At 70.9% G+C, this 25,586-nt stretch carries 25 protein-coding genes; 11 read left to right on the forward strand and 14 right to left on the reverse strand.

Annotated features, from left to right (window positions below):
* Nucleotides 1–4: 4 nt before the first annotated feature.
* On the reverse strand, nucleotides 5–826 hold the full coding sequence (locus OG410_RS33050) for an aquaporin (RefSeq protein WP_329302457.1): 822 nt from the start codon (nucleotides 824–826) through the stop codon (nucleotides 5–7).
* A 41-nt stretch (nucleotides 827–867) separates the two neighbouring features.
* Nucleotides 868–1,182, reverse strand: coding sequence for an ArsR/SmtB family transcription factor (locus tag OG410_RS33055; RefSeq protein ID WP_329302458.1), 315 nt, complete (start codon nucleotides 1,180–1,182; stop codon nucleotides 868–870).
* Nucleotides 1,183–1,290: 108 nt separating this feature from the next.
* On the opposite strand from OG410_RS33055, the gene OG410_RS33060 reads away from it, so the two are divergent.
* Together OG410_RS33060 and OG410_RS33065 are read left to right on the forward strand one after the other, a co-directional pair.
* Nucleotides 1,291–1,710 (forward strand): arsenate reductase ArsC, encoded by a 420-nt coding sequence (locus tag OG410_RS33060; protein ID WP_329302459.1) that lies wholly within the window; start codon nucleotides 1,291–1,293, stop codon nucleotides 1,708–1,710.
* Nucleotides 1,711–1,999: 289 nt separating this feature from the next.
* Nucleotides 2,000–3,304 (forward strand): chloride channel protein, encoded by a 1,305-nt coding sequence (locus OG410_RS33065; RefSeq protein ID WP_329302460.1) that lies wholly within the window; start codon nucleotides 2,000–2,002, stop codon nucleotides 3,302–3,304.
* Here the strand turns inward: OG410_RS33065 and OG410_RS33070 are convergent.
* Together OG410_RS33070 and OG410_RS33075 are read right to left on the reverse strand one after the other, a co-directional pair.
* Nucleotides 3,255–5,072 carry a glycoside hydrolase family 15 protein gene (locus OG410_RS33070; RefSeq protein ID WP_329302461.1) on the reverse strand — a complete coding sequence of 606 codons (1,818 nt, stop codon included), beginning with the start codon at nucleotides 5,070–5,072 and terminating at the stop codon, nucleotides 3,255–3,257. The genes OG410_RS33065 and OG410_RS33070 overlap by 50 nt on opposite strands.
* 13 nt (nucleotides 5,073–5,085) lie before the next feature.
* Nucleotides 5,086–6,504 carry a DUF2252 domain-containing protein gene (locus OG410_RS33075; protein ID WP_329302462.1) on the reverse strand — a complete coding sequence of 473 codons (1,419 nt, stop codon included), beginning with the start codon at nucleotides 6,502–6,504 and terminating at the stop codon, nucleotides 5,086–5,088.
* Between the two features lie 484 nt (nucleotides 6,505–6,988).
* Between OG410_RS33075 and OG410_RS33080 the strand changes: the two genes are divergently transcribed.
* The gene (locus tag OG410_RS33080; RefSeq protein WP_329302463.1) at nucleotides 6,989–7,633 is read left to right on the forward strand and encodes a GAP family protein; all 645 of its coding nucleotides are present in this window, start codon (nucleotides 6,989–6,991) and stop codon (nucleotides 7,631–7,633) included.
* 161 nt (nucleotides 7,634–7,794) lie between these two features.
* Nucleotides 7,795–8,214 (forward strand): DUF6325 family protein, encoded by a 420-nt coding sequence (locus tag OG410_RS33085; RefSeq protein WP_329304317.1) that lies wholly within the window; start codon nucleotides 7,795–7,797, stop codon nucleotides 8,212–8,214.
* A 106-nt stretch (nucleotides 8,215–8,320) separates the two neighbouring features.
* Here OG410_RS33085 and OG410_RS33090 read toward each other — a convergent pair whose 3' ends face one another.
* The gene (locus tag OG410_RS33090; RefSeq protein WP_329302464.1) at nucleotides 8,321–8,749 is read right to left on the reverse strand and encodes a DUF7144 family membrane protein; all 429 of its coding nucleotides are present in this window, start codon (nucleotides 8,747–8,749) and stop codon (nucleotides 8,321–8,323) included.
* A 253-nt stretch (nucleotides 8,750–9,002) separates the two neighbouring features.
* On the opposite strand from OG410_RS33090, the gene OG410_RS33095 reads away from it, so the two are divergent.
* Nucleotides 9,003–9,278: an SHOCT domain-containing protein gene (locus tag OG410_RS33095; protein WP_328672423.1), complete on the forward strand. Its 276-nt coding sequence runs from the start codon at nucleotides 9,003–9,005 to the stop codon at nucleotides 9,276–9,278.
* A gap of 36 nt (nucleotides 9,279–9,314) precedes the next feature.
* Here the strand turns inward: OG410_RS33095 and OG410_RS33100 are convergent, their stop codons facing one another.
* Nucleotides 9,315–9,806, reverse strand: a complete 492-nt coding sequence (locus tag OG410_RS33100; RefSeq protein ID WP_329302465.1) for an NUDIX hydrolase — start codon at nucleotides 9,804–9,806, stop codon at nucleotides 9,315–9,317.
* Between the two features lie 94 nt (nucleotides 9,807–9,900).
* Nucleotides 9,901–10,965: an ADP-ribosylglycohydrolase family protein gene (locus tag OG410_RS33105; RefSeq protein WP_329302466.1), complete on the reverse strand. Its 1,065-nt coding sequence runs from the start codon at nucleotides 10,963–10,965 to the stop codon at nucleotides 9,901–9,903.
* 277 nt (nucleotides 10,966–11,242) lie between these two features.
* On the opposite strand from OG410_RS33105, the gene OG410_RS33110 reads away from it, so the two are divergent.
* Nucleotides 11,243–12,361 carry a glycerate kinase gene (locus OG410_RS33110; RefSeq protein ID WP_329304318.1) on the forward strand — a complete coding sequence of 373 codons (1,119 nt, stop codon included), beginning with the start codon at nucleotides 11,243–11,245 and terminating at the stop codon, nucleotides 12,359–12,361.
* A 214-nt stretch (nucleotides 12,362–12,575) separates the two neighbouring features.
* Here the strand turns inward: OG410_RS33110 and OG410_RS33115 are convergent, their stop codons facing one another.
* Complete coding sequence (locus tag OG410_RS33115; protein ID WP_329302467.1) at nucleotides 12,576–13,853, reverse strand: PucR family transcriptional regulator; 1,278 nt, start codon at nucleotides 13,851–13,853, stop codon at nucleotides 12,576–12,578.
* A 180-nt stretch (nucleotides 13,854–14,033) separates the two neighbouring features.
* Here OG410_RS33115 and OG410_RS33120 point away from each other — a divergent pair, with 180 nt between their 5' ends.
* The 5 genes from OG410_RS33120 to OG410_RS33140 all read left to right on the forward strand — a co-directional run bounded on the left by OG410_RS33120 (nucleotide 14,034) and on the right by OG410_RS33140 (nucleotide 19,055).
* Nucleotides 14,034–14,840, forward strand: coding sequence for an ABC transporter ATP-binding protein (locus OG410_RS33120; RefSeq protein WP_329302468.1), 807 nt, complete (start codon nucleotides 14,034–14,036; stop codon nucleotides 14,838–14,840).
* A 157-nt stretch (nucleotides 14,841–14,997) separates the two neighbouring features.
* Nucleotides 14,998–15,783, forward strand: a complete 786-nt coding sequence (locus OG410_RS33125; protein ID WP_443063925.1) for an ABC transporter ATP-binding protein — start codon at nucleotides 14,998–15,000, stop codon at nucleotides 15,781–15,783.
* Nucleotides 15,780–16,670, forward strand: a complete 891-nt coding sequence (locus OG410_RS33130; protein ID WP_266763814.1) for a branched-chain amino acid ABC transporter permease — start codon at nucleotides 15,780–15,782, stop codon at nucleotides 16,668–16,670. The genes OG410_RS33125 and OG410_RS33130 overlap by 4 nt, the downstream gene beginning before the upstream one ends.
* Nucleotides 16,663–17,796, forward strand: coding sequence for a branched-chain amino acid ABC transporter permease (locus OG410_RS33135; RefSeq protein WP_443063825.1), 1,134 nt, complete (start codon nucleotides 16,663–16,665; stop codon nucleotides 17,794–17,796). Before OG410_RS33130 ends, OG410_RS33135 begins: the two co-directional genes overlap by 8 nt.
* A complete protein-coding gene (locus tag OG410_RS33140; RefSeq protein ID WP_329302470.1) occupies nucleotides 17,793–19,055 on the forward strand; it encodes an ABC transporter substrate-binding protein in 1,263 nt (420 codons plus the stop codon). The genes OG410_RS33135 and OG410_RS33140 overlap by 4 nt, the downstream gene beginning before the upstream one ends.
* Before the next feature lie 117 nt (nucleotides 19,056–19,172).
* On the opposite strand, the gene pssA is transcribed toward OG410_RS33140, so the two are convergent.
* From pssA to OG410_RS33170, 6 genes are all read right to left on the reverse strand, one after another.
* A complete protein-coding gene (pssA, locus tag OG410_RS33145) occupies nucleotides 19,173–19,955 on the reverse strand; it encodes a CDP-diacylglycerol--serine O-phosphatidyltransferase (protein WP_329304320.1) in 783 nt (260 codons plus the stop codon).
* A 58-nt stretch (nucleotides 19,956–20,013) separates the two neighbouring features.
* Entirely contained in the window at nucleotides 20,014–20,661 is a 648-nt protein-coding gene (locus OG410_RS33150; RefSeq protein ID WP_329302471.1) for a phosphatidylserine decarboxylase, read from the reverse strand.
* Between the two features lie 170 nt (nucleotides 20,662–20,831).
* Nucleotides 20,832–22,037, reverse strand: coding sequence for an acyl-CoA dehydrogenase family protein (locus OG410_RS33155; RefSeq protein ID WP_329302472.1), 1,206 nt, complete (start codon nucleotides 22,035–22,037; stop codon nucleotides 20,832–20,834).
* A 2-nt stretch (nucleotides 22,038–22,039) separates the two neighbouring features.
* Nucleotides 22,040–22,567, reverse strand: coding sequence for a MaoC family dehydratase (locus OG410_RS33160; protein ID WP_261705053.1), 528 nt, complete (start codon nucleotides 22,565–22,567; stop codon nucleotides 22,040–22,042).
* 5 nt (nucleotides 22,568–22,572) lie between these two features.
* Nucleotides 22,573–23,538 carry an HpcH/HpaI aldolase/citrate lyase family protein gene (locus OG410_RS33165; RefSeq protein WP_326784643.1) on the reverse strand — a complete coding sequence of 322 codons (966 nt, stop codon included), beginning with the start codon at nucleotides 23,536–23,538 and terminating at the stop codon, nucleotides 22,573–22,575.
* A complete protein-coding gene (locus OG410_RS33170) occupies nucleotides 23,535–25,583 on the reverse strand; it encodes a protein meaA (RefSeq protein ID WP_329302473.1) in 2,049 nt (682 codons plus the stop codon). The genes OG410_RS33165 and OG410_RS33170 overlap by 4 nt, the downstream gene beginning before the upstream one ends.
* Nucleotides 25,584–25,586: the final 3 nt, after the last annotated feature.

A 25,586-nucleotide genomic window follows, 5' to 3' on the forward strand; every position in this document is an offset into this window, starting at 1 on the left:
ACCGTCATCCGGCGGGCTGCTCGGCCTTTTTCCGGCCGGGCGTGAAGACGAGCGCCACCAGCGCCAGCCCCGCCACGGCGCCGATCAGCTGCATGCCGATGAACCCCGGAACCGAGCCGGGCGCGATGCCCGCGAAGGTGTCGGTGAAGGCGCGGCCGATCGTCACCGCAGGGTTGGCGAAGGACGTCGACGACGTGAACCAGTAAGCCGCGCCGATGTACGAGGCGACCGCGACGGGGGCGAAGCGCAGCCGGTCGGTGCGGGCCAGCCCGAAGATCAGCAGGATCAGTCCGGTCGTCGCGACGATCTCGCCCAGCAGCAGATGCCCCGCCGAGCGATCGTGCGTGGACCACTTGACCAGCGGCTCGCCGAACATGGCGTCGGCCAGGACGGCGCCCGCGATCGCACCGACGATCTGAGCGGGGATGTAGGCGGCCGCGTCACGCAGGGGGACTCCGGCGCCGCCGCGGCGGGCGGTCCACCACTCGGCCAGGGTGACGGCCGGGTTGAAGTGCGCGCCGGACACCGGGCCCAGCAGAAGGATCAGGACCCCGAGGCCGAAGACGGTGGCGGTGGAGTTGGCGAGCAGTTGCAGGCCGACGTCCCTGGTCAGTCCGGTGGCCTGGATACCGGAGCCGACCACGATCGCGACCAGGGCCGCGGTGCCGACCAGCTCGGCCGCCGCCTTGGCGATCAGCGGGGGCGCCTGGGCTGGAGTGGCACCCGGGGCGGGCTCCGGGGCGACGGCGGAAGGGGTGGCGACAGTGGAGGGGGTTGTGGCGGATGCCGTGGCGCCGTCGCGCTCGGTGGCCTCGGTGGCGGTCAACAGGACTCCTCGTTGCATGCGGGTCCCCGCGTGGGCGGGGATCAGGGGCAGGACCGCTTGACGTTGTTCTCGACGGTGGCGCGCGCGGTCTCCGCCAGGCCGGCGAACTGGCCCGCGAGGGAGGCGATGACATCGGGCCTGAGCCGGTAGTAGGTGAACCGGCCGCACGGCTCCGTGTCGACGACACCGGCCTCGCGCAGCACCTTCAGATGGTTGGAGAGGTTGGTCTGCCTGGCTCCCGTCTCCTCGATCAGGTGCGTGCTGCAGAGCGTTTCCCCGGCGAGCAGGGTGACGATCCGGAGCCGGAGCGGGTCGGCCAGAACCCGCATCAGATCAATGTCGACCGACGTCATCATGGGCTGATAGTTTCACATCACTCCAGCCTGATACCAGTGTGGAGTGATTCCTGGGTCCTGTATCCCCGCACAGGCGGGGACCCGCGCCTTCTTGTGAGGGAAGAACCGATGTCCTCCAGCCCGCTCGCCTCCGTGCTCTTCGTCTGTGTCCACAACGCCGGGCGCTCGCAGATGGCCGCCGGATTCCTGAACCACCTAGCCGGCGACCGGGTCGAGGTCCGCTCCGCCGGATCGATCCCGGGCGACCGCGTCAACCCGGCCGCGGTCGAGGCCATGAAGGAAGTCGGCGTCGACATCGCCGACGCCGAGCCGAAGATCCTCACCACCGAGGCCGTCCAGGCGTCCGACTACGTCATCACCATGGGCTGCGGTGACGCCTGCCCGGTCTTCCCCGGCAAGAAGTATCTCGACTGGGCCCTCGAAGACCCGGCCGGCAAGGGCGTCGAGTCCGTCCGCCCCATCCGCGACGAGATCAGGACCCGTATCGAGGCACTGATCGCCGAGATCGACGGGAAGCGGCGGGCGTGACGTCCGTGGCCCGCGTCCGGCCACGAGGGTGCGGATCGCGCGTCCACCCGGAGGGATTTCGGGGCCAGGTGCGCGGGCCGCGCGGGATCGGCGGATCCCGTGGGTACGCTCGCGCCCCGACGGCAGCGTCACACGGCCGCTCCAGGGCGGTGTTCCTCCGAGCGGACGTAGGAGAAGACCCATCACCGAGCCGAAGTCCGAGGAGAGCGGGCCCGCTCCCGGTGAGCGGTCCGCAGGGGCCGAGGCCCCGCCGGGCAAGCAGCCCACGGAGGCCGAGCAGCTGAGAAACATGCTGGCCCAGCCCGCCTACCGGCGGGTGCTGGTGTTCTGCGCCCTGATCGGTGTCCCGGTCTCGCTGGCCGCGTTCTGGTTCCTGGTGCTCCTCCACGAGCTGGAACATCTGATGTGGGAACAGTGGCCGCACGATCTCGGGTGGTCGCAACCGCCGTGGTGGTGGCCGCTTCCCCCGATGCTCCTGGCCGGGGTGCTGGTGGGCCTGATCGTGGCGTGGCTTCCGGGCCGGGGCGGACACATCCCCGCCTCGGGCCTGCACGCCGGCGGGGTGGCGGCCTCCGCTCTGCCGGGCGTCGCGCTCGCCGCCCTGGCCGGCCTTCCGCTGGGAGCCGTGCTCGGCCCGGAGTCGCCGCTGATCGCCCTCGGCGGAGGTCTGGCCCTGCTCTTCCGGGATCTCGTACGGGTCCCCGCGACCCCGGCGAGCACGGCGCTGCTCGGTGCCGCGGGCGCCGCCGCGGCCATCTCGGCGATCTTCGGCAGCCCCTTGGTCGCCGCCGTGCTGCTGATGGAGGTCGCCGGCGTGGGCGGGCCGCAGCTGTTCGCGGTGATGCTGCCCGCGCTGCTCTCCAGCGGAGTCGGAGCCATCGTCTTCACCGGTTTCGGCGACTGGACCGGCCTGCAGACCGGCAGCCTGAAGATCGGACTGCCCGCGCCCTCGACCCTCGACATCGGGGACGTGGTCTGGTCGGTGCTCATGGCGCTGGTCATCGGGGTCGGCGTCCACTGGATCATCGTGGGCGGCCGGTACGCGGCCCGTTCGGTGTCCGCGCACACGCTGCGGACCACGGTGCTGTGCGCGCTCGGCGCGGGCGGCTGCGCGGCCCTCTACGCGGCCGTCACCGGGCGCTCGCCGGCCGAGGTGGCCCTGTCCGGCCAGACCGCCCTCGCCCAGCTCGCCGCCCACCCGCACGCGTGGTCGGCCGGCAGCCTGGTGGCCGTGGTCCTGCTCAAGTCCGTCGCGTACGCACTGTGCCTGGGCAGCCTGAGGGGCGGCCCGGTGTTCCCCTCGCTGTTCCTCGGCGGTGCGACGGGCGCCCTGCTGGCACCGCTCCCGGGGTTCGGTGTCGTGCCGGCCATGGCGGCGGGCATGGCCGCCGCTTCCGCCGCCGCGCTCAGGCTGCCGGTCAGCTCCGTGGTTCTGGTCGTGCTTCTCGTGGGCAACTCGGGAACGGTCCCGGTGGTCGTGCTCGCCGCCGTGGTGTCCTTCGTGACCGTGGAACTGCTTCCGCAGGGCCCGGACATCCCGCCGTTCAGGGCCGCAGCCGGTCGAGCGCCTCGTCCAGCGTCGTCGCGGCCATGATGAGGGACAGATGGGTGAAGGCCTGCGGGAAGTTGCCCAGTTGCTCCCCGCTGGGGCCGATCTCCTCGGCGAACAGACCGACATGGTTGGCGTACGTCTGCATCTTCTCGAAGGTGTAGCGGGCCTGGGGAAGCCGTCCCGCCCGGGCGAGCGCGTCGACGTACAGGAACGTGCAGAGGCTGAACGTCCCTTCGGAGCCGCGCAGCCCGTCCGGGGAGGCCCCCGGGTCGTAGCGGTAGACGAGACTGTCGGAGACGAGTACGCGCTCCATGGCGTCCAGCGTGGTCAGCCAGCCGGGACTGCGCGGGGAGACGAAGCCGACACGGGGGGCCAGCAGCAGGGAGGCGTCCAGGACGTCGCCGTCGTAGTGCTGGACGATCGCCTGCTGCTTCTCGCTCCAGCCGCGCGCCATGACCTGTTCGAGAATCTCGTCCCGCGCCTTCGTCCAGCGGACGGTGTCGGCCGGTCTGCTGAACTCCGCGGCCAGCTTCAGACCCCGGTCGAAGGCGGCCCAGCACATGACGCGGCTGTAGGTGAAGTCCTTGCGCCCGCCCCGGGTCTCCCAGATGCCCTCGTCCGGGCGGTCCCAGGAGTCCGCGAGCCAGTCGAGGATGCCGCTCAGCGCCTTCCAGCCGTGGTAGCCGCCCTGTTCGCCCACCGCGCGGCCCTCGGTCAGCGCGTAGAGGGCCTCGCCGTAGATGTCGAGCTGCAACTGGCCGGCGGCTCCGTTGCCGGCCCGTACCGGGTACGAGCCCCGGTAGCCCTCGAAGTGCTCCAGGATCTCCTCCGTCAGATGCGGGTCGCCGTCGACCCGGTACATGATCTGGAGGGGCTCGTCGTCCGGCCCTTCGCGCTCCTGCAGCCGGTCGCCCAGCCAGCGGGTGAAGTGGGTCGCCTCCTCCACGAAACCGAGGTCGAGCAGCGCCCGCACCGAGAGCGAGCCGTCCCGCACCCACGTGTACCGGTAGTCCCAGTTGCGCTCACCGCCGATCTGCTCGGGCAGCCCCATGGTGGCGGCGGCGACCGGTGCTCCGGTCGGGGCGTAGGTCAGGAGCTTGAGAGTGATCGCGGAGCGGTGCACCATCTCCGTCCAGCGGCCCCGGTAGTTCGAGGTGCGGACCCACTTCTGCCAGAAGTCGACGTTGCTCCACAGGTCCTCGGTGAGCCGGTCGACCGTGAGGGGCGGCGGGGCTTCGCCGTCCGGACCGCACACCGTGAACACGACCGCGGCCGACTCGCCGTTCTCCAGGGTGATGCCGCCCCGGACGTCCTGGCCGTCGCGTTCGAGCGGGATGCTGCCCTGGAGATGGGCGGTCGCCACCGGGGACCTGAACGTCGCCGTACGGGACGTGAGTTCGAGTTCGTGGCTCGCCCGCGCGTAGTCGAACCGCGGCCGGCACTCCAGGGCGAAGTGCACGGTGCCGCGCACCGAACGGACGATGCGCACCAGGCTGTGCCGGTCGGTCGGTGTCGGACCGGTGAGGACCGGCATGTGGTCGATGACCTCGCCCACGCCGTCCGGGGACATGAACCGGGTCACGACGACGGCCGTGTCCGGGTAGTACAGCTGCCGCCAGGTTCCCTCGGGGTGATCGGGCGCGAGGCGGAGGTAGCCGCCGCCGTCGTGGTCCAGCAGCGCGGCGAAGACACTGGGGGAGTCGAAGCGCGGTGCCGCGAACCAGTCGACGACGCCCCGGGACGACACCAGGGCCGCGGTCTGAAGGTCCCCGACGAGACCGTGGTCGGCGATGGGCGGATAGCGGTCCATGCTGGCCTCCATGTCAGGCGGCTTCGGCCTTGACGCGTCCCGAGCGGACGGCGTCGACGAGCGCCCGGTGGTCCTTCTCGTTCTGGTCCGCGTACGCCTCGGCGAACGGCACGAGCGCCCGGTCGAAGACGTCGCCCCCGCCCAGATAGGAGGCGATGGCGATCCGGTCGCCCGACCTCGCGTGCGCGCGGGCCAGCGTGGCACCGCACAGCTCGCCGAAGGCGCGCATACCGGACGGCACCATGAGCTCGGGTTCGGCGATCCCCTTCCAGTCCCTCAACTGCCGTACGTAGAAGTCCCGTCGGCGGCCGTCGATGCCGTCGGCCCGCTCCCAGCCCAGGAAGATGTCACTGGTGGCCTGCATGAGCCGCTGGCCCGCGACCACCCGCTCGCCCTGGGTCCGGTACTCGCTCGCGCCGGCGTAGGGCGCCAGCACCGACTCGTCCGCCTCCTTGGCCTGGAGCAGCAGCGGATCCGAGCCGTCCCGGCCGAGCAGGAGGATGATCCAGCACCGGGTGCCCACGCTGCCGACCCCGACCACCTTGCGGGCCACGTCGGCGAACCGGTACTGATCCAGCAGGAACCGCCGGTCCGAGTTCAGACTCCGGCCGTAGCGCCCGATCAGCCCGCGGAGTTGCTTCTCCAGGGCGCCGCGCTCCATGTCGGGAAGCAGATCCTGCAGCGGTACGACGAGCGGCGGGTCCGCGGCGATCAGGGCCTGGCCGTCGACCATGTGCGTGAGCTTGTTGAACGCCTGGAGGCTGTCCCGGCTGCGCGCCTTGTCGGTCGTCCTCTTCCAGCGGTCGCGGCTCCGCGCGCTCAGATCCCCGGCGATATGGGTGCGTACCCAGTCCTCGTCGAAATGCGTGTACCACACGGGGAGATTGCCGAGCCCGGCGAAGCGTCTCATCCACTCGCGGTACGACCGCACCGTCGTACGGACGATGTCGGCGCGCTCCTTGCCGCTGAAGCCGTTCGCCCGGCCCGCGATGACGAAGCTGGCGGACAGCCGCTTGACGTCCCACTCCCAGGGGCCGGGCAGCGTCTCGTCGAAGTCGTTGATGTCGAACATCATGCGCCGCTCCGGGGAGGCCAGCAGCCCGAAGTTCAACAGATGCGCGTCACCGCACAGTTGTGCCCTGATCCCGGACCGGGGTGTGCCGGCGAGGTCCGCGGCCATGACGGCGGCGGCCCCGCGGTAGAAACGGAACGGCGACTCGGTCATCCTGCCGTAGCGGATCGGCACGAGCTCGGGCACCCGGGTCGCGGACTGCGCCTCCACGATGTCCACCGGGCCGGGCCGCTTCGGCGCCGGGGCGAAGTCGGAGTGACTGGAGCGCGGCACGGCGGACCGGGCGGCCTTGCCGAGCGCGGCGCGCTCCGCCGGGGTGTGGTGCGGGGGATGGCTGCCGGCCGGGTGCTTGGGGGTCATCGCAGACGCTCCGCGAGGTGGTACACCGAAGCGCGCGGCGCCGGTGCGGGCGGTGGCGGTTCGGCGGGGGATGCACCGCGCCGATACCCGGGAGGAAGGCTCTGGTCGAGGAAGTGCGGAGGGCGGGCGACGCGCGGCTCGCCGACCACAGGCTTCGGCGGCGTACGGGCGGTCGCCGGCATGCGGGTCGTGGTGGGAGGGGCCCGGTCCGGTCACCAAGGTAGCTCCGGGCCATGTGTCCGGCGAGTTGGGCCGATCGGGCGAGCGCGGGCCGGGAGGCCGCGACGGGATGCCGTGCGGGCCGGGCACAGAGCCAGCGCCGCCCCGCTGCACGGGGAGGGCGCCGTCGGGCCGTACGGGGAGGGTGCCGGAGTTCGCCGTGGCGGGCGTGACACCGGATTTGTGGACGTGCGCGGGGGAGGTGACCATGAGGGCATGCGCGCTACCGCGGCTCCGGGCCACGCGAGACCACGCGGGGTCGGCCATGGTCCTTGACCTGCTGCTCATCGGTCTGGCGATCGCCCTGGACCCGCTGCCGGTCACGGGATTCGTGCTGGTGCTGTCGTCGCGCAAGGGGATCTGGAAAGGCCTCGCCTTCATCCTGACCTGGCTGGCCTCCTTCGTCGCCATCATCGCCGCCGTGCTGGCCATGACCGGCGGCGAGCCGCCGCCCCCGAGATCCGCGCCGTCCACGGCGGCGCTGGCCGCCAAGCTGGCCATCGGTGTCGGACTCGTCCTCTACGCGGAACGCACCCGGCGCAACATCGGCAAGCGGCCGAAGTCCTCCGGTTTCATGGCGCGGACCGAACAGATCTCCTCCTGGACGGCGGCCGGGCTCGCGCTGCTGCTCCAGCCGTGGGGGATGGTCGCGGCCGGCGCCGCCACCGTCGTGGACGCCCAGCTCGGTCACGCCGCGTCGTACGCGGCCCTGATGGGCTACGTCCTGCTGGCCACTTCCAGCCTTCTGACGATGGAGCTCTACGCGACGTTCGCCCCCCGAACCGCCCATGTGCGGCTCGGGAAGCTGCGCGCCTGGATGGAGCGGCACCAGGACAAGGCGCTGGTGTCGCTGTTCCTCTTCCTGGGGCTGTGGCTGGTCGGCAAGAGCATCTACCAGCTGACCGCGTGAACCACCCGAACGGCCCGAACTGCACCGTTCCCGGCGGCCGGAGAAGGCGTCGTACCGAAATGCGGCGGCTTCCGTCCGGTGCTGCAATGGCATTGACCGGGGGCAGGGGAAAACCATGACCGTACAGGGGTGAAGCCGTGAGCGAAGATGAATTCGTCGAGATGGGACCGATCGACTATATCGTCGTGGAGTTTCCCGGTAACCGAATGACGGGTGAGGGACTTCCGATCCTGGTCGATCTGGTGGATCGCGGCCTCATTCGGATTCTCGACCTTTTGTTCGTGAGAAAGGATGCCGACGGATCCGTGGCCGGCATGGAGGTCGCCGACTTCGACGGCGACGGAGCCCTCGACCTCGCCGTGTTCGAGGGCGTGTCCTCCGGTCTGCTGGGCGAGGACGACATCGAAGAGGCCGGGAAGGCGCTGGAGCCCGGCAACTCCGCCGGAATCCTGGTCTACGAGAACGTGTGGGCGGCGCCCTTCGCCACCGCGCTGCGGCGCGGCGGCGCCCAGATGGTCGCCTCCGGGCGCATCCCGGTGCCGGCCGTGCTGGCCGCGCTGGAGGAGACGGACGCCGGATAGACACGCCGGACAGACAGCCGGCACACGCACGAGACCGGCAGCGGCCCCGCACCTCGCTCGGTGCGGGGCCGCTGCCGGCCGGAGACTCCGGGGAGATCGCGGGCGGCTACGCGGTACGGGCGTCCCGGTCCGATCCGACGCACAGCGCCCAGATGACGAAGGCGTCGATGGCGATCAGGACGCTGGCCCACACCGGGGAGTGCGGCAGCCACATGAAGTTGGCGACCATGGACAGCCCCGCCAGGGTGATGCCGACGATCCGGGCCCACAGCATGCCGCGGAACACGGCGACGCCGGCGAGGACGACCAGGACGCCGAGGGTGAGATGGATCCATCCCCAGCTCGTGAGGTTGAAGGTGTAGACGTAGTTGCGGGTGGTGACGAACACGTCGTCCTGGGCGATGGCGGCGATGCCCTGGAATATCGCCATCGCCCCTCCGAAGATCATCATGACTCCGGCGAAGGCCGTCCAGCCGGACACCCACGCCCCCGAACTGCCGGCGGTTCCCTGCCGGTGCATACCCGTCGTAGCCATTGCGAGCTCCTCCCGCTTAGATCTCACCACTGACCGGGCGACGGCCGGTGGCCCACATTTCAGCTTGCCATGGGAATGACAGACCGGCAGATCGTCGGAAATCGCGACCGATGGGGGAGCGATCGAGGTGCGGGGGAATCCGTTCGGTGCTCCAATGGTTCTGCCCGATGCGCCGGGACGAATTCGGCGCACCTAGGGGATCGAATCCCTGTCGGACTCGTTCCGTATGTCTCGTGCCGGAAAGGAAACCACCGTGCCAGGTCTCCTCCGCGGGGTCGCCCGCACCGCCGTGGTGGCCGGTACGGCCACCGCCGTCTCGGGCCGTGTGTCCCGTCGTCAGCAGGGACGATGGGCACAGCAGGAAGCCCAGCAGCAGTACCAGGAGCAGCCGCCCCCGCCTCCGCCCCCCGCTCCGGCCGACGAGATGACCAGCAAGATCGATCAGCTCAAGCAGCTCGGGGACCTCAAGGCCCAGGGCGTGCTCACCGAAGCCGAGTTCGAGACACAGAAGGCCCGCATCCTCGGCTGACTCGCGTCCTTCGCCGGACGGTGGGCGGACTCCCTGTCAGCCCACCCGGTGGCCGTTCTCCAGTTCCGCCGTGCCCGACCCCTCCGCCAGGACGTCGAGCGCGGCGAGGACGCGACGGCCCGAGGCGCCCGACAGATGAGCGGGCACTTCCTCGCGCGGCACCAGCCGCCAGGACAGCAGCTCCTCCTCCTGGAGCCGGATCGCCTTGAGTTCCCGCTCGCCGAGCACCCCGCCGTCGTACAGATAGGCCACGATCGGTGGGCGCTCCGGCCCCAGGACCCAGTCGACCGCCAGCAGCCGCCCGAGCTCCACGTCGAGGCCGATCTCCTCGGCCGTCTCGCGGCGCGCACCCCGTCGAGGGCTCTCGCCGGCGTCCGATTCCACCGTTCCGCCCGGCAGGGTCCAGCCCTCGCGGTAGTTCGGTTCGACGATCAGTACCCGCCCTTCGGCGTCGCGGAGGAGGGCGGCGGCCCCGACGAGGACACGGGGCAGGCCGGCGATATATACGGCGAAGTCCGAAGTGGTCACCCCACGAAGGGTAGCGAGAAGACCCGTACGCTCGCGGCCAGCGGCCAGCGGCCAGCGGCCAGCGGGCAGCGGGCAGCGGGCAGCGGCCCGGGGCTCAGGCTTCGGCCAGCGCGACCGTGCGTGACGCGAGCTCGCTGATCCGTACCCCGTCGAAGCCGAACACCGCGCTGCGGACCGTGTCCTCCAGCGGGTCCTTCCACTGCGGGGGGATCGCCTCCGCACCGCACAGGACGCCCGCGACGGAGCCCGCGGTCGCGCCGTTCGAGTCGGTGTCCAGGCCGCCGCGGACCGTCAGCGTGATGGTGCGGGTGAAGTCCCCGTCGCCGTACAGCAGCCCGGCGGTCAGCACCGCCGCGTTCGGGACCGCGTGGATCCAGCCCATCCCCGCCGTCTCCTCGGACACGGCGGTGAGCGTGTCCTCCCAGGTCATCCGGGTCTCGTGGAGCGCGAGCACCCGGCGCACGGTGCGGGACAGGCGACTGCTCGCGGGGATCACGGTGAGCGCCGTGTCCAGCGCGTCCCGGACGGAGGGGGCGGTGAAGGCCGCGGAGATCAGCGCCGCCGCCCACATCGCGCCGTACACGCCGTTGCCCGTGTGGGACAGGACGGCGTCACGGCGGGCCAGGGAGGCCGCGCGCTGCGGCTGCCCCGGAGACGTCCAGCCGTAGACGTCCGCGCGGATCAGCGCCCCGATCCATTCCTGGTACGGGTTCTCGTACGTCGCCGTCACCGGCGGTTTCAGACCCTTGGCGAGGTTGCGGTAGGCGGCGCGCTCCGCCGTGAACGTCTGGAGATACGGAAGCCGCGTCAGCCACAGGTCACCGACCTGCTCGGTGCTGAACGAGAAGCCGTGCGTCTCCAGCAGGTCGAGCCCGAGGATCGCGTAGTCCACGTCGTCGTCACGGCAACTGCCGTGGATGCGGCCGCGCACACAGTCGCGCCACTCGGGCCGCAGCTCGAACTCGCCCGCGTCGTCGTCGGCGGGCCCGGGGAGATAGTCGGTCAGGGGCAGGGCGGCGGCCTGCCGCAGGTAGCGGTCGATCCGGTCCCGCGTCCAGTGGTCGCCCTGCTCGACCGGCTTGCCGAGCATGTTGCCCGCGATCCGGCCGAGCCAGCCCCCGAGGACGCGGTCGGCGAAGTCGGTTCCCACAGGGGTCATGGCTCCGGTCTACCCAATTCCGGGCGGGCGTGCTCGCCGGGGAGGCAGGGAATCGGGTGTTCCGGGAGCCGCCGGGCCCGCAGACGTCCACGCCGGACGGATCGACGGCCGCCGGTCCCGGGCCGGCCCAGGGCCGGTCCCGCAGGCTGGGCAGGGGCATGACGGCGGGCGTCCGCTCCGGCTATGGTCGCAGCGGCGCGACTGCCTTGACATGTGCAAGGCCCGGAAGCAAGGGGAATGCAAGGTGGCGGACGCAGCTGTGGATCGGACCCCGCGTGTGCTCATCGCGGCGGACAAGTTCAAGGGATCTCTGACGGCCGTACAGGTCGCGGAGCGGGTGACCGCGGGACTGCGCCGGGTCGCGCCGCACGCCGAGATCGAGTCGCTGCCCGTGGCCGACGGCGGCGACGGCACCGTCGACGCGGCGGTCGCGGCCGGATTCGAGCGCCGCGAGGTGCGCGTCGCCGGACCGCTGGGCCACGAGGTGACGGCCGCGTTCGCGCTGCGCGGGCGGACGGCGGTCGTGGAGATGGCCGAGGCGAGCGGGCTCCAGCGGCTGCCCAGGGGCGTCTTCGCGCCGCTCTCGTCCTCGACGTACGGCACCGGGGAACTGTTGCGCGCCGCGCTGGACGCCGGTGTCGACACCGTCGTCTTCGGCGTGGGTGGCAGCGCGACGACGGACGGCGGGGCGGGCATGCTCTCCGCGCTCGGCGCGCGTTTCCTCGACGCGGAGGGTGAGCCGGTGGCTCCCGGAGGCGCCGCGCTGGGCGATGTGGAGAGCGCCGATCTGTCCGGCCTCGACGACCGGTTCGCGGCGGTCGACCTCGTCCTCGCCAGCGACGTGGACAACCCGTTGACCGGACCGACGGGCGCGCCCGCCGTCTACGGCCCCCAGAAGGGCGCCGGTCCCGACGACGTGGCGGTGCTGGACAGCGCACTCGCCCATTTCGCCGGTGTCCTGGAGAAGGAGATTGGACCGAAGGCCGCCGGGTACGCCTCCGCGCCCGGCGCCGGTGCCGCGGGCGGAGTCGGATACGGGGCCCTGGTCCTGGGCGCACGCTTCCGGCCCGGTATCGAGGTGATGCTCGACGTGCTCGGCTTCGCGCCCGCGCTGGAGCGCGCCACGCTGGTGATCACCGGTGAGGGGTCGCTGGACGAGCAGACCCTGCACGGCAAGGCGCCCGCCGGGGTCGCGGCGGCCGCCCGGGCAGGGGGCAAGGAGGTCGTCGCGGTCTGCGGCCGCCTCGCGCTCCGGCCCGAGGCGCTCGGCAGGGCCGGCATCCGGCGGGCCTACCCCCTCACCGAGGCCGAGCCCGACATCGCGCGGTGCATCGCCGACGCCGGCCCGATCCTGGAGCGGGTGGCGGAGAACATCGGGCGGGACTTCCTGGTCTGAGGGCCGATCGGCCTGGCCTGAGGCCCGATCCGCCCGCGCGGACCCGCCACCCGAGGCGTTCGCCGTTCTCGGACCGGCCGCCCGAGGCGTTCGCCGTTCTCGGACCGCGGTCCGGGGAGTTCACCCTCCTCGGACCGCGGCCCGAGGACGGTCCGTCGTCGTCCTCGCCGTCCTCGGCGTCGTGGGCCGTGCCGCGGACCGGCCACTCCCCGGTTCACCGTCCCGGCCCAGGCCCCGGCCCCGGCCCCGGTCCCGCCCCCGGTCCCGCCCCCGGTCCCGCCCCCGTGACCGGCGCGGCGCCCGCCAGCCGGTAGGCGTCCAGGGCCAGGGTCATCTCGATCAGGTCGCGGGGGCGGGCCAGTGAGCGGGAGGTGAGCTGTTCCAGCCGGCGCAGGCGGTTGAACACGGTGTTCCGGTGGCAGTACAGACGTCCGGCCGCGCGTCCCGCGGAACCCTCGCAGGCCAGCCACATGTCCAGCGTCTCGATCAGCACGGCCCGGTCCCCGGGTTCGAGCTCGAGCAGCGTGCCGAACACGTCGGACACCAGCCGGGCCGCCAGCTCCGGCTGGCTCACGACGAGCGCCGTCGGCATCCGCTGATCCAGGCGTACGACACCCGTCGCGTCCGGCGGACAGGTGCGCAGCGCCAGTTCGGCCCACCGCCGGGCCCGCCCCAGCTCGCCCAGACCCGAGACGACGGGACTGATGCCGCCCGGACCCGAGCGCCGTCCGTCCAGCAGCCGGGCCACCCCGTCCAGGCCCTGTCCGGCGTCCAGCGCCACCACCGCGATCTCGCAGTCGGCCCGCATCCGCCAGATGAACCGCAGCCCCGCGCCCACCATCGGCCGGACGCAGACGTCCCGTCCGTCGTGACGTTCCGTCCGCAGCACGACGACGGCATACGGTCCGTGTTCGGGCAGATCGAGTCCGGCCGCCGCCCGCGCCGCGAGCCCCGGCGCCTCCTGGCCCTCAAGGAGCGCGTCGAGCAGGGCCTGCAACTGCTCGTCCGTGCGCCGCCGCAGCTCCCGTTCCGTGGCGAGGTAGGACTCCGACGCGGTCGTGGCCTGCGCGTCCACGGCCGACCACACCATCGTGGCGCAGCGCATGAGCACCGCGAGCCGTTCGGGCTCCCGGCTCGCCGCGCTCTCCATCAGCGCGTCCCACACCAGATAGCCCGCGGCACGGTAGGCGTGCACCAGGAGTTCGAGCGGCAGCCCCTGGTGGGCCCGCCGCCGACCCGCCTCCTCGGCGTGCTCCAGATCGCGGCGCGGTGAGTCCCGCGGCGCGGAGATCGCCTTGATGCCGATGCGCATCGCGGTCTCCGCCTCCCGCCACTGCTGGTCGTACGGCAGCACCTGTCCGTAGACGGGGGAGTACTCGGTGAGCTGCCTGACGTGCTCGTCGACGAGCTCGGGCAGCCGTTCCAGCAGAGCCGTACACGACTCCGCGAGCAGCTTCCAGTCATGACCGGTCCGCGGTCTGCGCCCTCCCATGGCCGGAGGATGCCACCGGAACACGGGGTCGCACAGGCCCCTGACACGCGGTGTTGTGCGCGTGCACAACGGGCGGGCGCCACCGGTGGGCTCCCGCCGCGTTTCGGCCGCAGCCCGTGGACGGGGGTCTCCGCCGGTGCTGAGGTGAGCGCCACACCGAGCGAGGACAAGGGAGATGCCATGGGCGGTTCCGCTCTGCTCGTGCGGGAACTGTCGGTCGGATACGGCCCCGTACGCGCACTGCGTCATGTGTCGTTGGAGGTGCCCGAGGCATCCGTGGTGACGGTCCTCGGCGGCAACGGCGCGGGCAAGACGACGCTGCTGCGGGCGGTGTGCCGGACCCTCTCCTTCCACGGGGGAGCGGTCACCGGTGGCACGGTCACTCTCGGCGGACGCCCGCTGGACCGGCTGCCGCCGGACCGGGTGGTGGCCGCCGGGGTGTCCCAGGTCCCGGAAGGGCGGCGGGTGTTCAGCCGGATGACGGTCGCGGACAATCTGCGCGCCGGCGCCCTCGGCGGCACCGGCGGCCGCGTCGGCAGGGCGCGCGCCCTGCGGCGGGTGCACGAGCTGTTCCCCGTCCTCGCCGACCGTGCCGACCAGCGGGCGGGGCTGCTGTCCGGCGGGGAACAGCAGATGCTCGCGGTCGGCCGGGCGCTCATGGGCGCTCCCAGGGTGCTGCTGCTCGACGAGCCCTCCCTCGGGCTCGCTCCGCTGATGGCCGCGCGGATCGCCGACACCGTGCGGGAGATCAACGAACAGGGCACCTCCGTCCTGCTCGTCGAACAGAACGCCGCCCTGGCCCTGCGCCTCGCGTCCCGTGCCTACGTCCTGGAGGTCGGCGAGGTCACGCTGTCCGGTCCCGCGGACGAACTCGCCGCCTCCGACGAGGTGCGCCGCCGCTATCTCGGCGTGGTCGACGAGGACGCCGCGGCCGACGGGGCGGCCACGCCCGACGGCCTTCCGTCCCTGACCCGCTGGAAGGGGTGAACCCACCATGGAAGAACGCGACAACGCGCCAACCCGCCCGGCCGTTCCGGCAACCGCGCCAACCCGCCCGGCCGTTCCGGCAACCGCGTCGGCCCGCCCGGCCGCTCCGCAGGCCGCGAAGGCCCGACCGGAGGCTCCGGAGTCAGTGCCCTCCGGCATCCCGCCGCTCGACGTCCGGGACGTGACCGTCCGCTTCGCCGGGCTGACGGCGCTCGACGCGGTGAGCTTCACCGTGCGGCCGGGCACCGTGCACGCCCTCATCGGCCCGAACGGGGCCGGGAAGTCCACCTGCTTCAACGTGCTGTCCGGTGTGTGCCGGCCCGCCGCCGGAAGCGTCCGCCTCGGGGAGCAGGAGCTCACCGGCCTGCCGCCCCACCAGATCGCCGGGCTCGGCGTGGCCCGGATCTTCCAGAACCTCGCCCTGCCCGCGCACGCCACGGTCGAGGACTGCCTGATGCTCGGCCGGCACCGGCTGACCCGCGCCGGATTCCTCGCCGCAGGTCTGCGGCTGCCCTCGGCGGTCCGCGAGGACCGGCGCCACCGCGAACGCGTCCGCGAGATCGCCGCGTTCGTGGGCCTTCAGCGACAGCTCGGCCGGCCCGCCGGTTCGCTCCCGTACGGGCAGCAGAAGCTCGCCGAGCTCGCCCGGGCCCTGTGCATGGAACCCCGGGTCCTGCTCCTGGACGAACCCGTCGCCGGCATGACCGCCGACGAACGGCGCCGGACCGCCGCGGTCGTGGCGGGGGTCCGCGACAGCCTCGGCATCTCGATCGTGCTCGTGGAACACGACATGGGGGTGGTGATGCGGCTCGCGGACGCGGTGACCGTACTCGACTTCGGGCGCCGGATCGCCGACGGCGCCCCCGCAGACGTACAGAACGATCCGGCGGTGGTGCGTGCCTATCTGGGCGAGCGCGCCGAGCCAGAGGAGACCGCGTCATGAGCACCTTCGTCGAACTCCTGCTCAACGGCCTGTCCATGGGCTCCGTCTACGCCCTCATCGCCCTGGGCTTCGTCGTCATCTTCCGGGCCACCGAGGTCGTCAACTTCGCGCACGCCTCCCTGCTGCTCGCGGGCGGCTATGTCACCGCGACCCTCCACGACGACATCGGCTTCTGGCCCGCCCTGCTCGCCGGGGTCGCGGGCGCCGCGCTGGTGGGGGCCGCCGTGGAGTTCCTGGTGATGCGCCGCTACCGGGGCTCCGACCAGAGCGTCCTCGCCATCGTCACCATCGGCGTCGACATCCTGCTCACCACCGAACTGACCCGGCGGATCGGCACGGACGTGCTGGCGCTGGGCGACCCCTGGGGCAACGCCGTCCTCACCGTCGGCCCTGTCTCCATCGCCCACACCCGGATCGCGGCGTTCGTCGCGGCGGCCCTGCTCATCACGGCCTTCCTGCTGGCCTTCCGCTACACGTCCTGGGGCGTGGCGATGCGCGCCGCCGCGGAGAGCCCGGAGACCGCCGCCCTGATGGGGGTCCGGCTCGGCCGGGTGTCGCTGGGGGCCTGGGCGGTGGCCGGCGGCCTCGCGGCCGTCGCCGCGCTGTTCCTGACCGTCTTCCCGACACCCGGGCTGGAACGTGCCACCTCGCTGGCCGCGCTCAAGGCGTTCCCCGCGGCGATCCTCGGCGGCCTCGACTCGACCACCGGCGCGCTGGTCGGCGGACTCCTCGTCGGCGTCACCGAGTCCCTGGCCACCGGCTACCAGAGCGACCTCACCTTCCTCGGGCGCGGCCTCGGCGACCTCGCGCCCTACGTGGTCATGGTCGCGATCCTGCTCATCCGGCCCGCCGGGCTGTTCGGCACGAAGGAGCTCGCCCGTGTCTGAGGTCCTCACCCACGACGAGGCGGGCAGCGCCTCCCGCCCCGCCCGCCGGCGCACGATCCGGCTCCCCGCGGCCCGGACCGCCGCCGGGACGGCCGGCGCCGTCCTGCTGCTCGCGCTGCCCTTCTACGTCGACCGCTTCTGGCTGCAGGCCGGACTGTTCGCGATGGCCGCCGCGATCGGCGCCATCGGCCTGAACCTCCTGACCGGCGCGACCGGACAGCTCTCCATGGGGCACGCCTTCTTCCTCGCGGTCGGCGCCTACGGGTACTGCGTGTTCGCCGCCGACGGGGGCGACGGGCTGACCGGGCTCGGACTGCCCGCCTGGCTCGCGGCCGTGCTCGCCGTGGCCGTCTCCGGGATCGCCGGGGGCCTGTTCAGCCCGATCGCGGGACGGCTGCGCGGCGCCTACCTCGGCATCGCCACGCTCGCCCTGATCTTCATCGGCCAGCACGTCCTGTTCAACGCCCGGGATCTGACGGGCGGCTTCAACGGCCGCGACGTACCGCCGCTCAGCCTCTTCGGGCTCACCTTCGACGACCGCGAGCTGGTCGTCGCGAACGTGCCCTTCGGCTCGGCCGAGAAGCTCTGGTACGTGGGTCTGCTGCTGCTCCTCGGCTGCGGGCTCTTCGCCCGAGGGGTGCTGCGCGGCCGGCCCGGCCGGGCGATGAACGCGATCCGCGACCACCGGATCGCGGCCGGGGTGATCGGCGTGCCCGTCGCCCGGTACCGCGCCGGTGTCTTCGTCCTGTCCTCGATGTACGCGGGCCTGGCCGGGGTGCTGCTCGCCCTGGTCTTCCAGCGCACGGTGCCCGACTACTTCGGGATCACTCTCTCGCTCGACTATCTCGCCATGATCGTCATCGGCGGGCTCGGCTCGGTGGCCGGGGCGGTCGCCGGGGCCGTGTTCGTCTCGCTGCTGCCCCAGCTGCTGACCCGCTACAGCGACACCCTTCCCCTGGTCTCCGACCCGGGCATGGGCGGGATCGCGCCGGGTGAGGCGGCCCGGTACCTGTACGGCGCCGCCGTCGTGGCGGTGGTGCTCTTTCTTCCGGGCGGCCTGGTCAGGGTGGCCGCCCGGCTTCGCGTCAAGCCCCGTCCCGGGGCCACTCCAGGGGAGGAACGATGAGAACGACACACACCGCGCGGCTGGCCGCCGGGGCGCTGGCCGCCCTGCTCGTGCTGGCCGGATGCAGCTCCAAGGCCAAGGACGACGGCGGCGACAAGCAGTCGGCCGGCGGCGTGAAGACCGGTGAGGGGATCTCCGGGAAGACGATCAGCCTCGGAGTGCTCACCGACATGAGCGGTGTCTACGCGACGCTCGGCAAGAGCGTCACCCAGGCCCAGCAGCTCTATGTGAAGCAGACCAACGCCGCCGGCGGCGTCTGCGGCTACAAGCTGGCGCTCACGGTCCGCGACCACGGCTACGACCCGCAGAAGGCCGTCTCCGGCTACACGGAGCTGGCACCGAAGGTGCTGGGCTTCACCCAGTTCATCGGCTCGCCGTTCGTCGCGGCCGTCAAGCAGCGCATCGACGGCCAGGACAAGGCCCTGGTCCTGCCGCAGGCCTGGTCGGCCACCCTGCTGGGCAGCCCGTACATCCGGCCCATCGGCTCCACGTACGACATCGAGACGATCAACGCGATCGACTTCCTGATGAAGGAGAAGGGCCTGAAGAAGGGCGACAGCATCGGCCATGTGTACTTCGAGGGCGACTACGGAGAGAACGCTCTGACGGGCTCCCGGTACATGGCGAAGCAGTCGGGGCTCAAGGTCGTCGAGCAGAAGATCAAACCCACGGACAACGACATGACCGGTCAGGTCGTCGCGCTGAAGAAGGCCGGGGTGAAGGCCGTCGTGATCAGCGCGGGACCGCGGCAGGCGGCCTCGCTCGTCGGGGTCGCGGCGGCCGGCAAGTTCAATGTGCCGATCATCGGCAACAACTCGGCGTTCGCCCCGCAGCTCCTGGCCACCGCGGCGGCCCCGGCGCTGGAGGCGAACTACTACGTCGCGAACCCCTCGCTGCCGATCGGAGCGGACACCCCGAAGGCGAAGAAGCTGGTCGCGGACTACAAGGCCGCCTATCCGAAGGACTCCCTGGACAACGGCGTGGTGGCCGGCTGGACGGCCGCGACGGCGTTCGGCGAGGCGCTGAAGAAGGCCTGCGCGGCCAAGGACCTCACCCGTGAGGGCGTCGACAAGGCCCTGCTGACCATCGACGCCCTCGACACGGGGTTCGGCATCCCGCAGGACTTCACCGACCCGAAGTCGGCGTCGTCGAAGGAGAGCGTCATCCTCCAGCCCGACAAGAACGCCGTGGGCGGGATGAAGGTCGTCCGTGAGGCGGAGGCCTCGTCCGTCGCCCAGGGGTACACACCCGGCGCCTGACTCCGGCGCACGCCCGGCGCATGACCCACTGCGCTCCCGCGCGGGAGCGCAGTGGGTCCGCACAGCGGAAGGGCCCCGAACCGTGTGGTTCGGGGCCCTTCGGCGTCGTACGGGGTGTTACGGGAGCTGTGCGGCTCGCGCCTCACGTCGGTTGCCCCGGAAGTTGTTCACCCGGCGGGCCGTGGCGAACAGCGGGATCACCGCGCCCATGACCAGCTGGAGCGCGCAACCGGTCTGGAGGAGCAGCTGGCCGCCGGGGGCGTCGAACGCCCAGGCCGCCAGGAGCGCCATCGAGAGCACGATCCAGGAGAGCATCGCCACCGCGAGGCGGCCACGCGGCTTGGGGTACTCGACCCGGCTCACCATCAGCCACGCGGTGCCCATGATCGCCATGAGCGTGGCGACGAAGGGGAGCTCCAGCAGGATGATCGAGACCACCGTCAGCGCGCCGAACGGGCTCGGCATGCCCTGGAACGTGCCGTCCTTCACCGTGACGCAGGAGAATCTCGCGAGCCTCAGCACCACGGCCAGGAGCACCACGATCGCTCCGACCGCCGCCACCTTCTGGTAGGCGTCGTCCGCGACCATGCCGTAGACCAGCACGAAGTACGCCGGTGCGAGACCGAAGCTGATCAGGTCGGACAGGTTGTCCAGCTCGGCGCCCATGGGGGAGGAGCGCAGCTTGCGGGCCACCAGGCCGTCGAACAGGTCGAAGATCGCGGCGCAGAGCATGAGGATCACGGCCGTCGCGGCGGAGTGACGGGCCATGCCCGACTCGTCGCTGCCCGTGAGGTGCGGGATCAGGATGCCGGTGGTGGTGTAGTACACCGCCATGAAGCCGCAGGTCGCGTTGCCCAGCGTGAGCGTGTCCGCTATCGAGAGGCGGAGCGAGAGAGGCATCTCCTCGTCGTCGTCCACCTCATCGGCCTCCGGAACCCAGCCGGCCTGTGTCTCGGGATCAATCACGGTCAATTCGAGTCACCCCAGCCACGGTCTTCTGACCGACCTCCACGTCGACCTCGACACCCTCGGGGAGGTAGATGTCCACGCGAGAGCCGAAGCGGATCAGGCCGATCCGCTCACCCTGCTCGACCTTCGTCCCCTGCGGGATGTAGGGCACGATGCGACGGGCGACGGCGCCGGCGATCTGGATCATCTCGATGTCACCGAGCTCGGTGTCGAAGTGCCAGACGACGCGCTCGTTGTTCTCGCTCTCCTTGTTGAACGCCGGGACGAACCCACCGGGGATGTGCTCGACCGACGTCACCGTGCCGGAGAGTGGCGCGCGGTTGACGTGGACGTTGAGCGGGCTCATGAAGATCGCGACGCGGGTGCGCCCGTCCTTCCACGGCATGATGCTCTGCACCACTCCGTCGGCGGGCGAGATGACCCGGCCCTGCGTGATCTCACGCTCGGGGTCGCGGAAGAACCACAGCATCCCGGCCGCGAGCGCGGTGGCGGGTACGGCCACGGCCTTGGCCGCGCCGGAACGGCGCGAACGGGCCAGGCTGAGTGCTGCGGTGGCAACGGTCGGGAGAAGCCACGGCGATGCTCCGCGCGCGAGGCGGACCCGGCCGCGAGGTGCAGAGGTTTGGCTGTGGGGCATGGATGACCTTCGTAGCGGATGATGCCGCGCTCGAACGGGGGACGGCGGCTTTCACGCGATCGTACCGGTCGCAGACCGCAACTGGGCAAGCCAAGATGCGGAGTCGACGGCTGAAGAGAGCTGACGGGGTGTGATCTTTTTCGCGAAGAAAACACCCCGAACCCGGACATCTAGCCCTGGAGTCGATACTCTTCGAGCAGTCGGCGCCCGATGATCATTTTCTGGATCTCGGCGGTACCCTCGCCGATCAGCAGCATCGGCGCCTCACGGTAGAGGCGTTCGATCTCGTACTCCTTGGAGAAGCCGTAGCCGCCATGGATCCGGAAAGCATCTTCCACGACCTCTTTGCAGTACTCGGAGGCGAGGTACTTCGCCATCCCTGCTTCGAGGTCGTTTCGTTCCCCGGAGTCCTTTTTGCGAGCCGCGTTCACCATCATTGCATGGGCGGCCTCGACCTTGGTAGCCATCTCGGCCAACTTGAACTGGATCGCCTGGTGCTGAGCGATGGCCTTGCCGAAAGTGTGACGTTGCTGGGCGTATGAGACGCCGAGCTCAAATGCACGCTGTGCGACGCCGCAGCCACGAGCCGCGACATTGACGCGGCCGACCTCGACTCCGTCCATCATTTGGTAAAACCCTCGGCCGGTGGTGCCGCCGAGGACCCGATTGGCCGGAATGCGCAGTCCGTCCATGATGAGTTCGGTCGTGTCGACGCCCTTGTAACCCATCTTGTCGATCTTCCCGGGGATGGTGAGGCCGGGGCGGACCTCTCCGAAGCCGGGCTCCTTCTCCACGAGGAAGGTCGTCATCGACTTGTGGGGCGCCGTGCCCTCGGGGTGTCCTTCGTCACTCCGGACGAGAACGGCCACCAGATTCGATGATCCACCGTTCGTCAGCCACATCTTCTGGCCGTTCAGGACGTACTCGTCGCCGTCCTTGACCGCCTTGGATGTGATCGCCGACACATCCGAGCCGAGCGCCGGCTCCGACATCGAGAAGGCGCCGCGCGTCTCACCGAGCGCCATGCGGGGCAGGAAGTAGTCCTTCTGCTCCTGCGTCCCGTGCTGCTTGAGCATGTACGCCACGATGAAGTGGGTGTTGATGATGCCGGAGACCGACATCCAGCCGCGGGCGATCTCCTCGACGCACAGCGCGTACGTGAGGAGGGACTCGCCGAGACCGCCGTACTCCTCGGGGATCATCAGCCCGAAGAGGCCCAGCTCCTTGAGGCCGTCGACGATCGCTTGCGGGTACTCGTCGCGGTGCTCCAGCTCGTTCGCGACCGGGATGATCTCCTTGTCCACGAAATCGCGGACGGTGGAGAGGATCTCCTGCTGGACGTCGGTCAGACCGGCGGTCTGGGCGAGTCGCGCCATGACTACTTCTCCGTCTTCTTTTCCGCGGGTGCGGTGAGTTCGGGCCGGCCGGGCTGCTCGCCGCCGCGCTCCTTGATGTACGTCTCGGTGGGGACCATGACCTTGCGGCGGAACACGCAGACCAGCGTGCCGTCCTGCTTGTAGCCCTTGGTCTCCACGTAGACGATCCCGCGGTCCGACTTGGACCGGGAGGGCGTCTTGTCGAGGACCGTGGTCTCGCCGTAGATCGTGTCGCCGTGGAAGGTCGGCGCCACGTGCTTCAGTGACTCGACCTCCAGGTTGGCGATCGCCTTGCCCGAGACGTCCGGCACGGACATGCCGAGGAGCAGCGAGTAGATGTAGTTGCCCACGACGACGTTCTTGCCGAAATCGGTCGTCTTCTCCGCATAGTTGCTGTCCATGTGGAGGGGGTGGTGGTTCATGGTCAGCAGACAGAAGAGGTGGTCGTCGTACTCCGTGACCGTCTTCCCGGGCCAGTGCTTGTAGACCGCCCCGACCTCGAACTCTTCGTAGGTGCGTCCGAACTGCATGGTGCTCAGGCCTCCGGGGCTTCGAACGAGGTGGTGCGCTGCATGCCGGCGGCCCGGCCCTTGCCCGAGATGACGAGCGCCATCTTGCGGCTGGCCTCGTCGATCATCTCGTCACCGAGCATCGCGGAGCCCTTCTTGCCGCCCGCCTCGGACGTGTAGTAGTCGTACGCGTCCAGGATCAGCTCGGCGTGGTCGAAGTCCTCCTGCGAGGGGGAGAAGATCTCGTTCGAGGCCTCCACCTGACCCGGGTGCAGCACCCACTTGCCGTCGAAGCCGAGGGCGGCGGCGCGCTGGGCGACCGCGCGGTAGCCGTCGATGTTGCGGATCTGGAGGTAGGGACCGTCGATCGCCTGGAGGTTGTTGGCGCGCGCGGCCATCAGGATCTTCATCAGGATGTAGTGGTAGGCGTCCGCCGGGTAGCCGGGCGGCTGCTCACCCACGACGAGCGACTTCATGTTGATCGACGCCATGAAGTCGGCCGGGCCGAAGATGATCGTCTCCACGCGCTGCGAGGCCGTGGCGATCTCGTTGACGTTGTTCAGGCCCTGGGCGTTCTCGATCTGCGCCTCGATGCCGATCTTGCCGACCTCGAAGCCCATCGTCTTCTCGATCTGCGTCAGCAGCAGATCCAGCGCCACGACCTGCTGGGCCGTCTGGACCTTCGGCAGCATGATGCAGTCGAGGTTCTGGCCGGCGCCCTCGACGACCGTGACGACATCGCGGTACGTCCACTCGGTGGTCCAGTCGTTGACGCGCACGACCCGCGTCTTGCCGGTCCAGTCACCCTCGTTGAGGAACTTGACGATGGTGTGCCGGGCGTCGGGCTTGGCCAGCGGCGCGCACGCGTCCTCCAGGTCCAGGAAGACCTGGTCCGCGGGGAGCCCCTGGGCCTTCTCCAGGAAGCGGGGGTTGCTGCCCGGCACCGCCAGGCAGGAACGTCGCGGACGCAGACGGTTGACGGGCGTGGTCATGCGGGGACCTCCAGGGGGTCGAGCTTGTTCGCTTTCCGGATCTCGTCGACGATACGGCCGATGATTCCGGTGATGTCGAAGTCCTTCGGTGTGAAGACCGCGGCCACTCCTGCGGCCCGCAGCTGTTCGGCGTCGGCGTTCGGGATGATCCCGCCCGCGATCACCGGAATGTCGCCCGCGCCGGCCGCGCGCATCTTCTCCAGGACGTCCGGCACCAGCTGGGCGTGCGAGCCGGACAGGATGGACAGGCCGACAGCGTGCACGTCCTCGGCCACGGCCGCGTCCACGATCTGCTCCGGGGTGAGCCGGATGCCCTGGTAGACCACCTCGAACCCGGCGTCGCGGGCCCGCACGGCGATCTGCTCGGCGCCGTTGGAGTGCCCGTCCAGGCCCGGCTTGCCCACCAGGAACCGGAGGTTGCCGACGTTCATGTCCTTGGCGGTCAGCTCCACCTTGCGGCGCACCAGGGCGAGCGCGGTGCCCTCCTCGGCGGTGACCGCGACGGGCGCCGACGAGACACCGGTCGGGGCACGGAACTCGCCGAACACCTCGCGCAGGGCCCCGGCCCACTCGCCGGTGGTGACACCGGCGCGGGCGCACTCCAGGGTGGCCTCCATGAGGTTGGCGGTGCCCTTCGCGGCCTCCTTCAGCCGCTCCAGCGCCTTGCACGGGCGCGGGTGGTTGAAGGGCGGCTGGTAGCGCGTGTCGCGCCAGGTCCCCAGCGCGGAGATCACCCGGGCCTCGACCGCCGGGTCGACCGTCATGATCGCCGCGTCCAGGTCGGCGGTGAGCGGGTTCGGCTCGGTCGACTGGAAGATGTTGACGCCGACGATCTTGTCGGTGCCGCCCTCGATACGGCCCCGGCGCTCGGCGTGCGAGGAGACGAGCTGCGACTTGAGGTAGCCGGACTCGACGGCGGCCATCGCGCCGCCCATCGCCTCGATCCGGTCGATCTCGGCCAGCGACTCCTCGACGAGGGCCGTCACCTTGGCCTCGATGACGTGCGAGCCCTCGAAGATGTCCTCGTACTCCAGCAGGTCGCTCTCGTGCGCCAGCACCTGCTGGATGCGCAGCGACCACTGCTGGTCCCACGGGCGGGGCAGGCCCAGCGCCTCGTTCCAGGCGGGCAGTTGGACGGCACGCGCGCGGGCGTCCTTGGACAGGGTGACGGCCAGCATCTCCAGCACGATCCGCTGGACGTTGTTCTCCGGCTGCGCCTCGGTCAGGCCGAGGGAGTTGACCTGGACGCCGTACCGGAAGCGCCGCTGCTTGGGGTCCTCGATGCCGTACCGCTCGCGCGTGATCTTGTCCCAGATCCGCCCGAACGCCCGCATCTTGCACATCTCCTCGATGAAGCGGACACCCGCGTTCACGAAGAAGGAGATACGGGCCACGACCTCGCCCTTGCGGTCCTCGGCGATCTGCCCGGACGCGAACACCGCGTCCAGGACGGCGATCGCGGTGGACATCGCGTACGCGATCTCCTGGACCGGCGTGGCGCCCGCCTCCTGCAGGTGGTAGCTGCAGATGTTGATCGGGTTCCACTTGGGGATGTGGTTGACCGTGTACGTGATCATGTCCGTCGTGAGACGGAGGGAGGGCACCGGCGGGAAGACGTGCGTCCCCCGCGAGAGGTACTCCTTCACGATGTCGTTCTGGGTCGTCCCCTGGAGCTTGGTGATGTCGGCGCCCTGCTCCTCGGCGACGACCTGATAGAGCGCCAGCAGCCACATGGCGGTGGCGTTGATCGTCATCGAGGTGTTCATCTGCTCCAGGGGGATGTCCTGGAACAGCCGGCGCATGTCACCGAGGTGGGAGACCGGCACGCCGACCCGGCCGACCTCGCCGCGGGCGAGGATGTGGTCGGGGTCGTAGCCGGTCTGCGTCGGCAGGTCGAAGGCCACGGAGAGCCCTGTCTGCCCCTTGGCGAGGTTGCGCCGGTACAACTCGTTGGACGCCTCGGCCGTGGAGTGGCCGGCGTACGTCCGCATGAGCCACGGCCGGTCCTTGACCTTCTGCCCGTCGGCTGTCTGACGCTCTGTCATGGA

The sequence above is a fragment of the Streptomyces sp. NBC_00659 genome (genome assembly GCF_036226925.1).
Classification (GTDB): Bacteria; Actinomycetota; Actinomycetes; order Streptomycetales; family Streptomycetaceae; genus Streptomyces.

Bases quoted from the DNA above. Each gene is read 5' to 3' on its own strand.
- OG410_RS33055 (WP_329302458.1), bottom strand. From the start codon at position 1,182: ATGATGACGTCGGTCGACATTGATCTGATGCGGGTTCTGGCCGACCCG.
- OG410_RS33060 (WP_329302459.1), top strand. From the start codon at position 1,291: ATGTCCTCCAGCCCGCTCGCCTCCGTGCTCTTCGTCTGTGTCCACAAC.
- OG410_RS33065 (WP_329302460.1), top strand. From the start codon at position 2,000: ATGCTGGCCCAGCCCGCCTACCGGCGGGTGCTGGTGTTCTGCGCCCTG.
- OG410_RS33070 (WP_329302461.1), bottom strand. From the start codon at position 5,072: ATGGACCGCTATCCGCCCATCGCCGACCACGGTCTCGTCGGGGACCTT.
- OG410_RS33075 (WP_329302462.1), bottom strand. From the start codon at position 6,504: ATGACCCCCAAGCACCCGGCCGGCAGCCATCCCCCGCACCACACCCCG.
- OG410_RS33080 (WP_329302463.1), top strand. From the start codon at position 6,989: ATGGTCCTTGACCTGCTGCTCATCGGTCTGGCGATCGCCCTGGACCCG.
- OG410_RS33085 (WP_329304317.1), top strand. From the start codon at position 7,795: ATGGGACCGATCGACTATATCGTCGTGGAGTTTCCCGGTAACCGAATG.
- OG410_RS33090 (WP_329302464.1), bottom strand. From the start codon at position 8,749: ATGGCTACGACGGGTATGCACCGGCAGGGAACCGCCGGCAGTTCGGGG.
- OG410_RS33105 (WP_329302466.1), bottom strand. From the start codon at position 10,965: ATGACCCCTGTGGGAACCGACTTCGCCGACCGCGTCCTCGGGGGCTGG.
- OG410_RS33115 (WP_329302467.1), bottom strand. From the start codon at position 13,853: ATGGGAGGGCGCAGACCGCGGACCGGTCATGACTGGAAGCTGCTCGCG.
- OG410_RS33120 (WP_329302468.1), top strand. From the start codon at position 14,034: ATGGGCGGTTCCGCTCTGCTCGTGCGGGAACTGTCGGTCGGATACGGC.
- OG410_RS33130 (WP_266763814.1), top strand. From the start codon at position 15,780: ATGAGCACCTTCGTCGAACTCCTGCTCAACGGCCTGTCCATGGGCTCC.
- OG410_RS33140 (WP_329302470.1), top strand. From the start codon at position 17,793: ATGAGAACGACACACACCGCGCGGCTGGCCGCCGGGGCGCTGGCCGCC.
- pssA (WP_329304320.1), bottom strand. From the start codon at position 19,955: ATGCCTCTCTCGCTCCGCCTCTCGATAGCGGACACGCTCACGCTGGGC.
- OG410_RS33150 (WP_329302471.1), bottom strand. From the start codon at position 20,661: ATGCCCCACAGCCAAACCTCTGCACCTCGCGGCCGGGTCCGCCTCGCG.
- OG410_RS33155 (WP_329302472.1), bottom strand. From the start codon at position 22,037: ATGGCGCGACTCGCCCAGACCGCCGGTCTGACCGACGTCCAGCAGGAG.
- OG410_RS33160 (WP_261705053.1), bottom strand. From the start codon at position 22,567: ATGCAGTTCGGACGCACCTACGAAGAGTTCGAGGTCGGGGCGGTCTAC.
- OG410_RS33165 (WP_326784643.1), bottom strand. From the start codon at position 23,538: ATGACCACGCCCGTCAACCGTCTGCGTCCGCGACGTTCCTGCCTGGCG.
- OG410_RS33170 (WP_329302473.1), bottom strand. From the start codon at position 25,583: ATGACAGAGCGTCAGACAGCCGACGGGCAGAAGGTCAAGGACCGGCCG.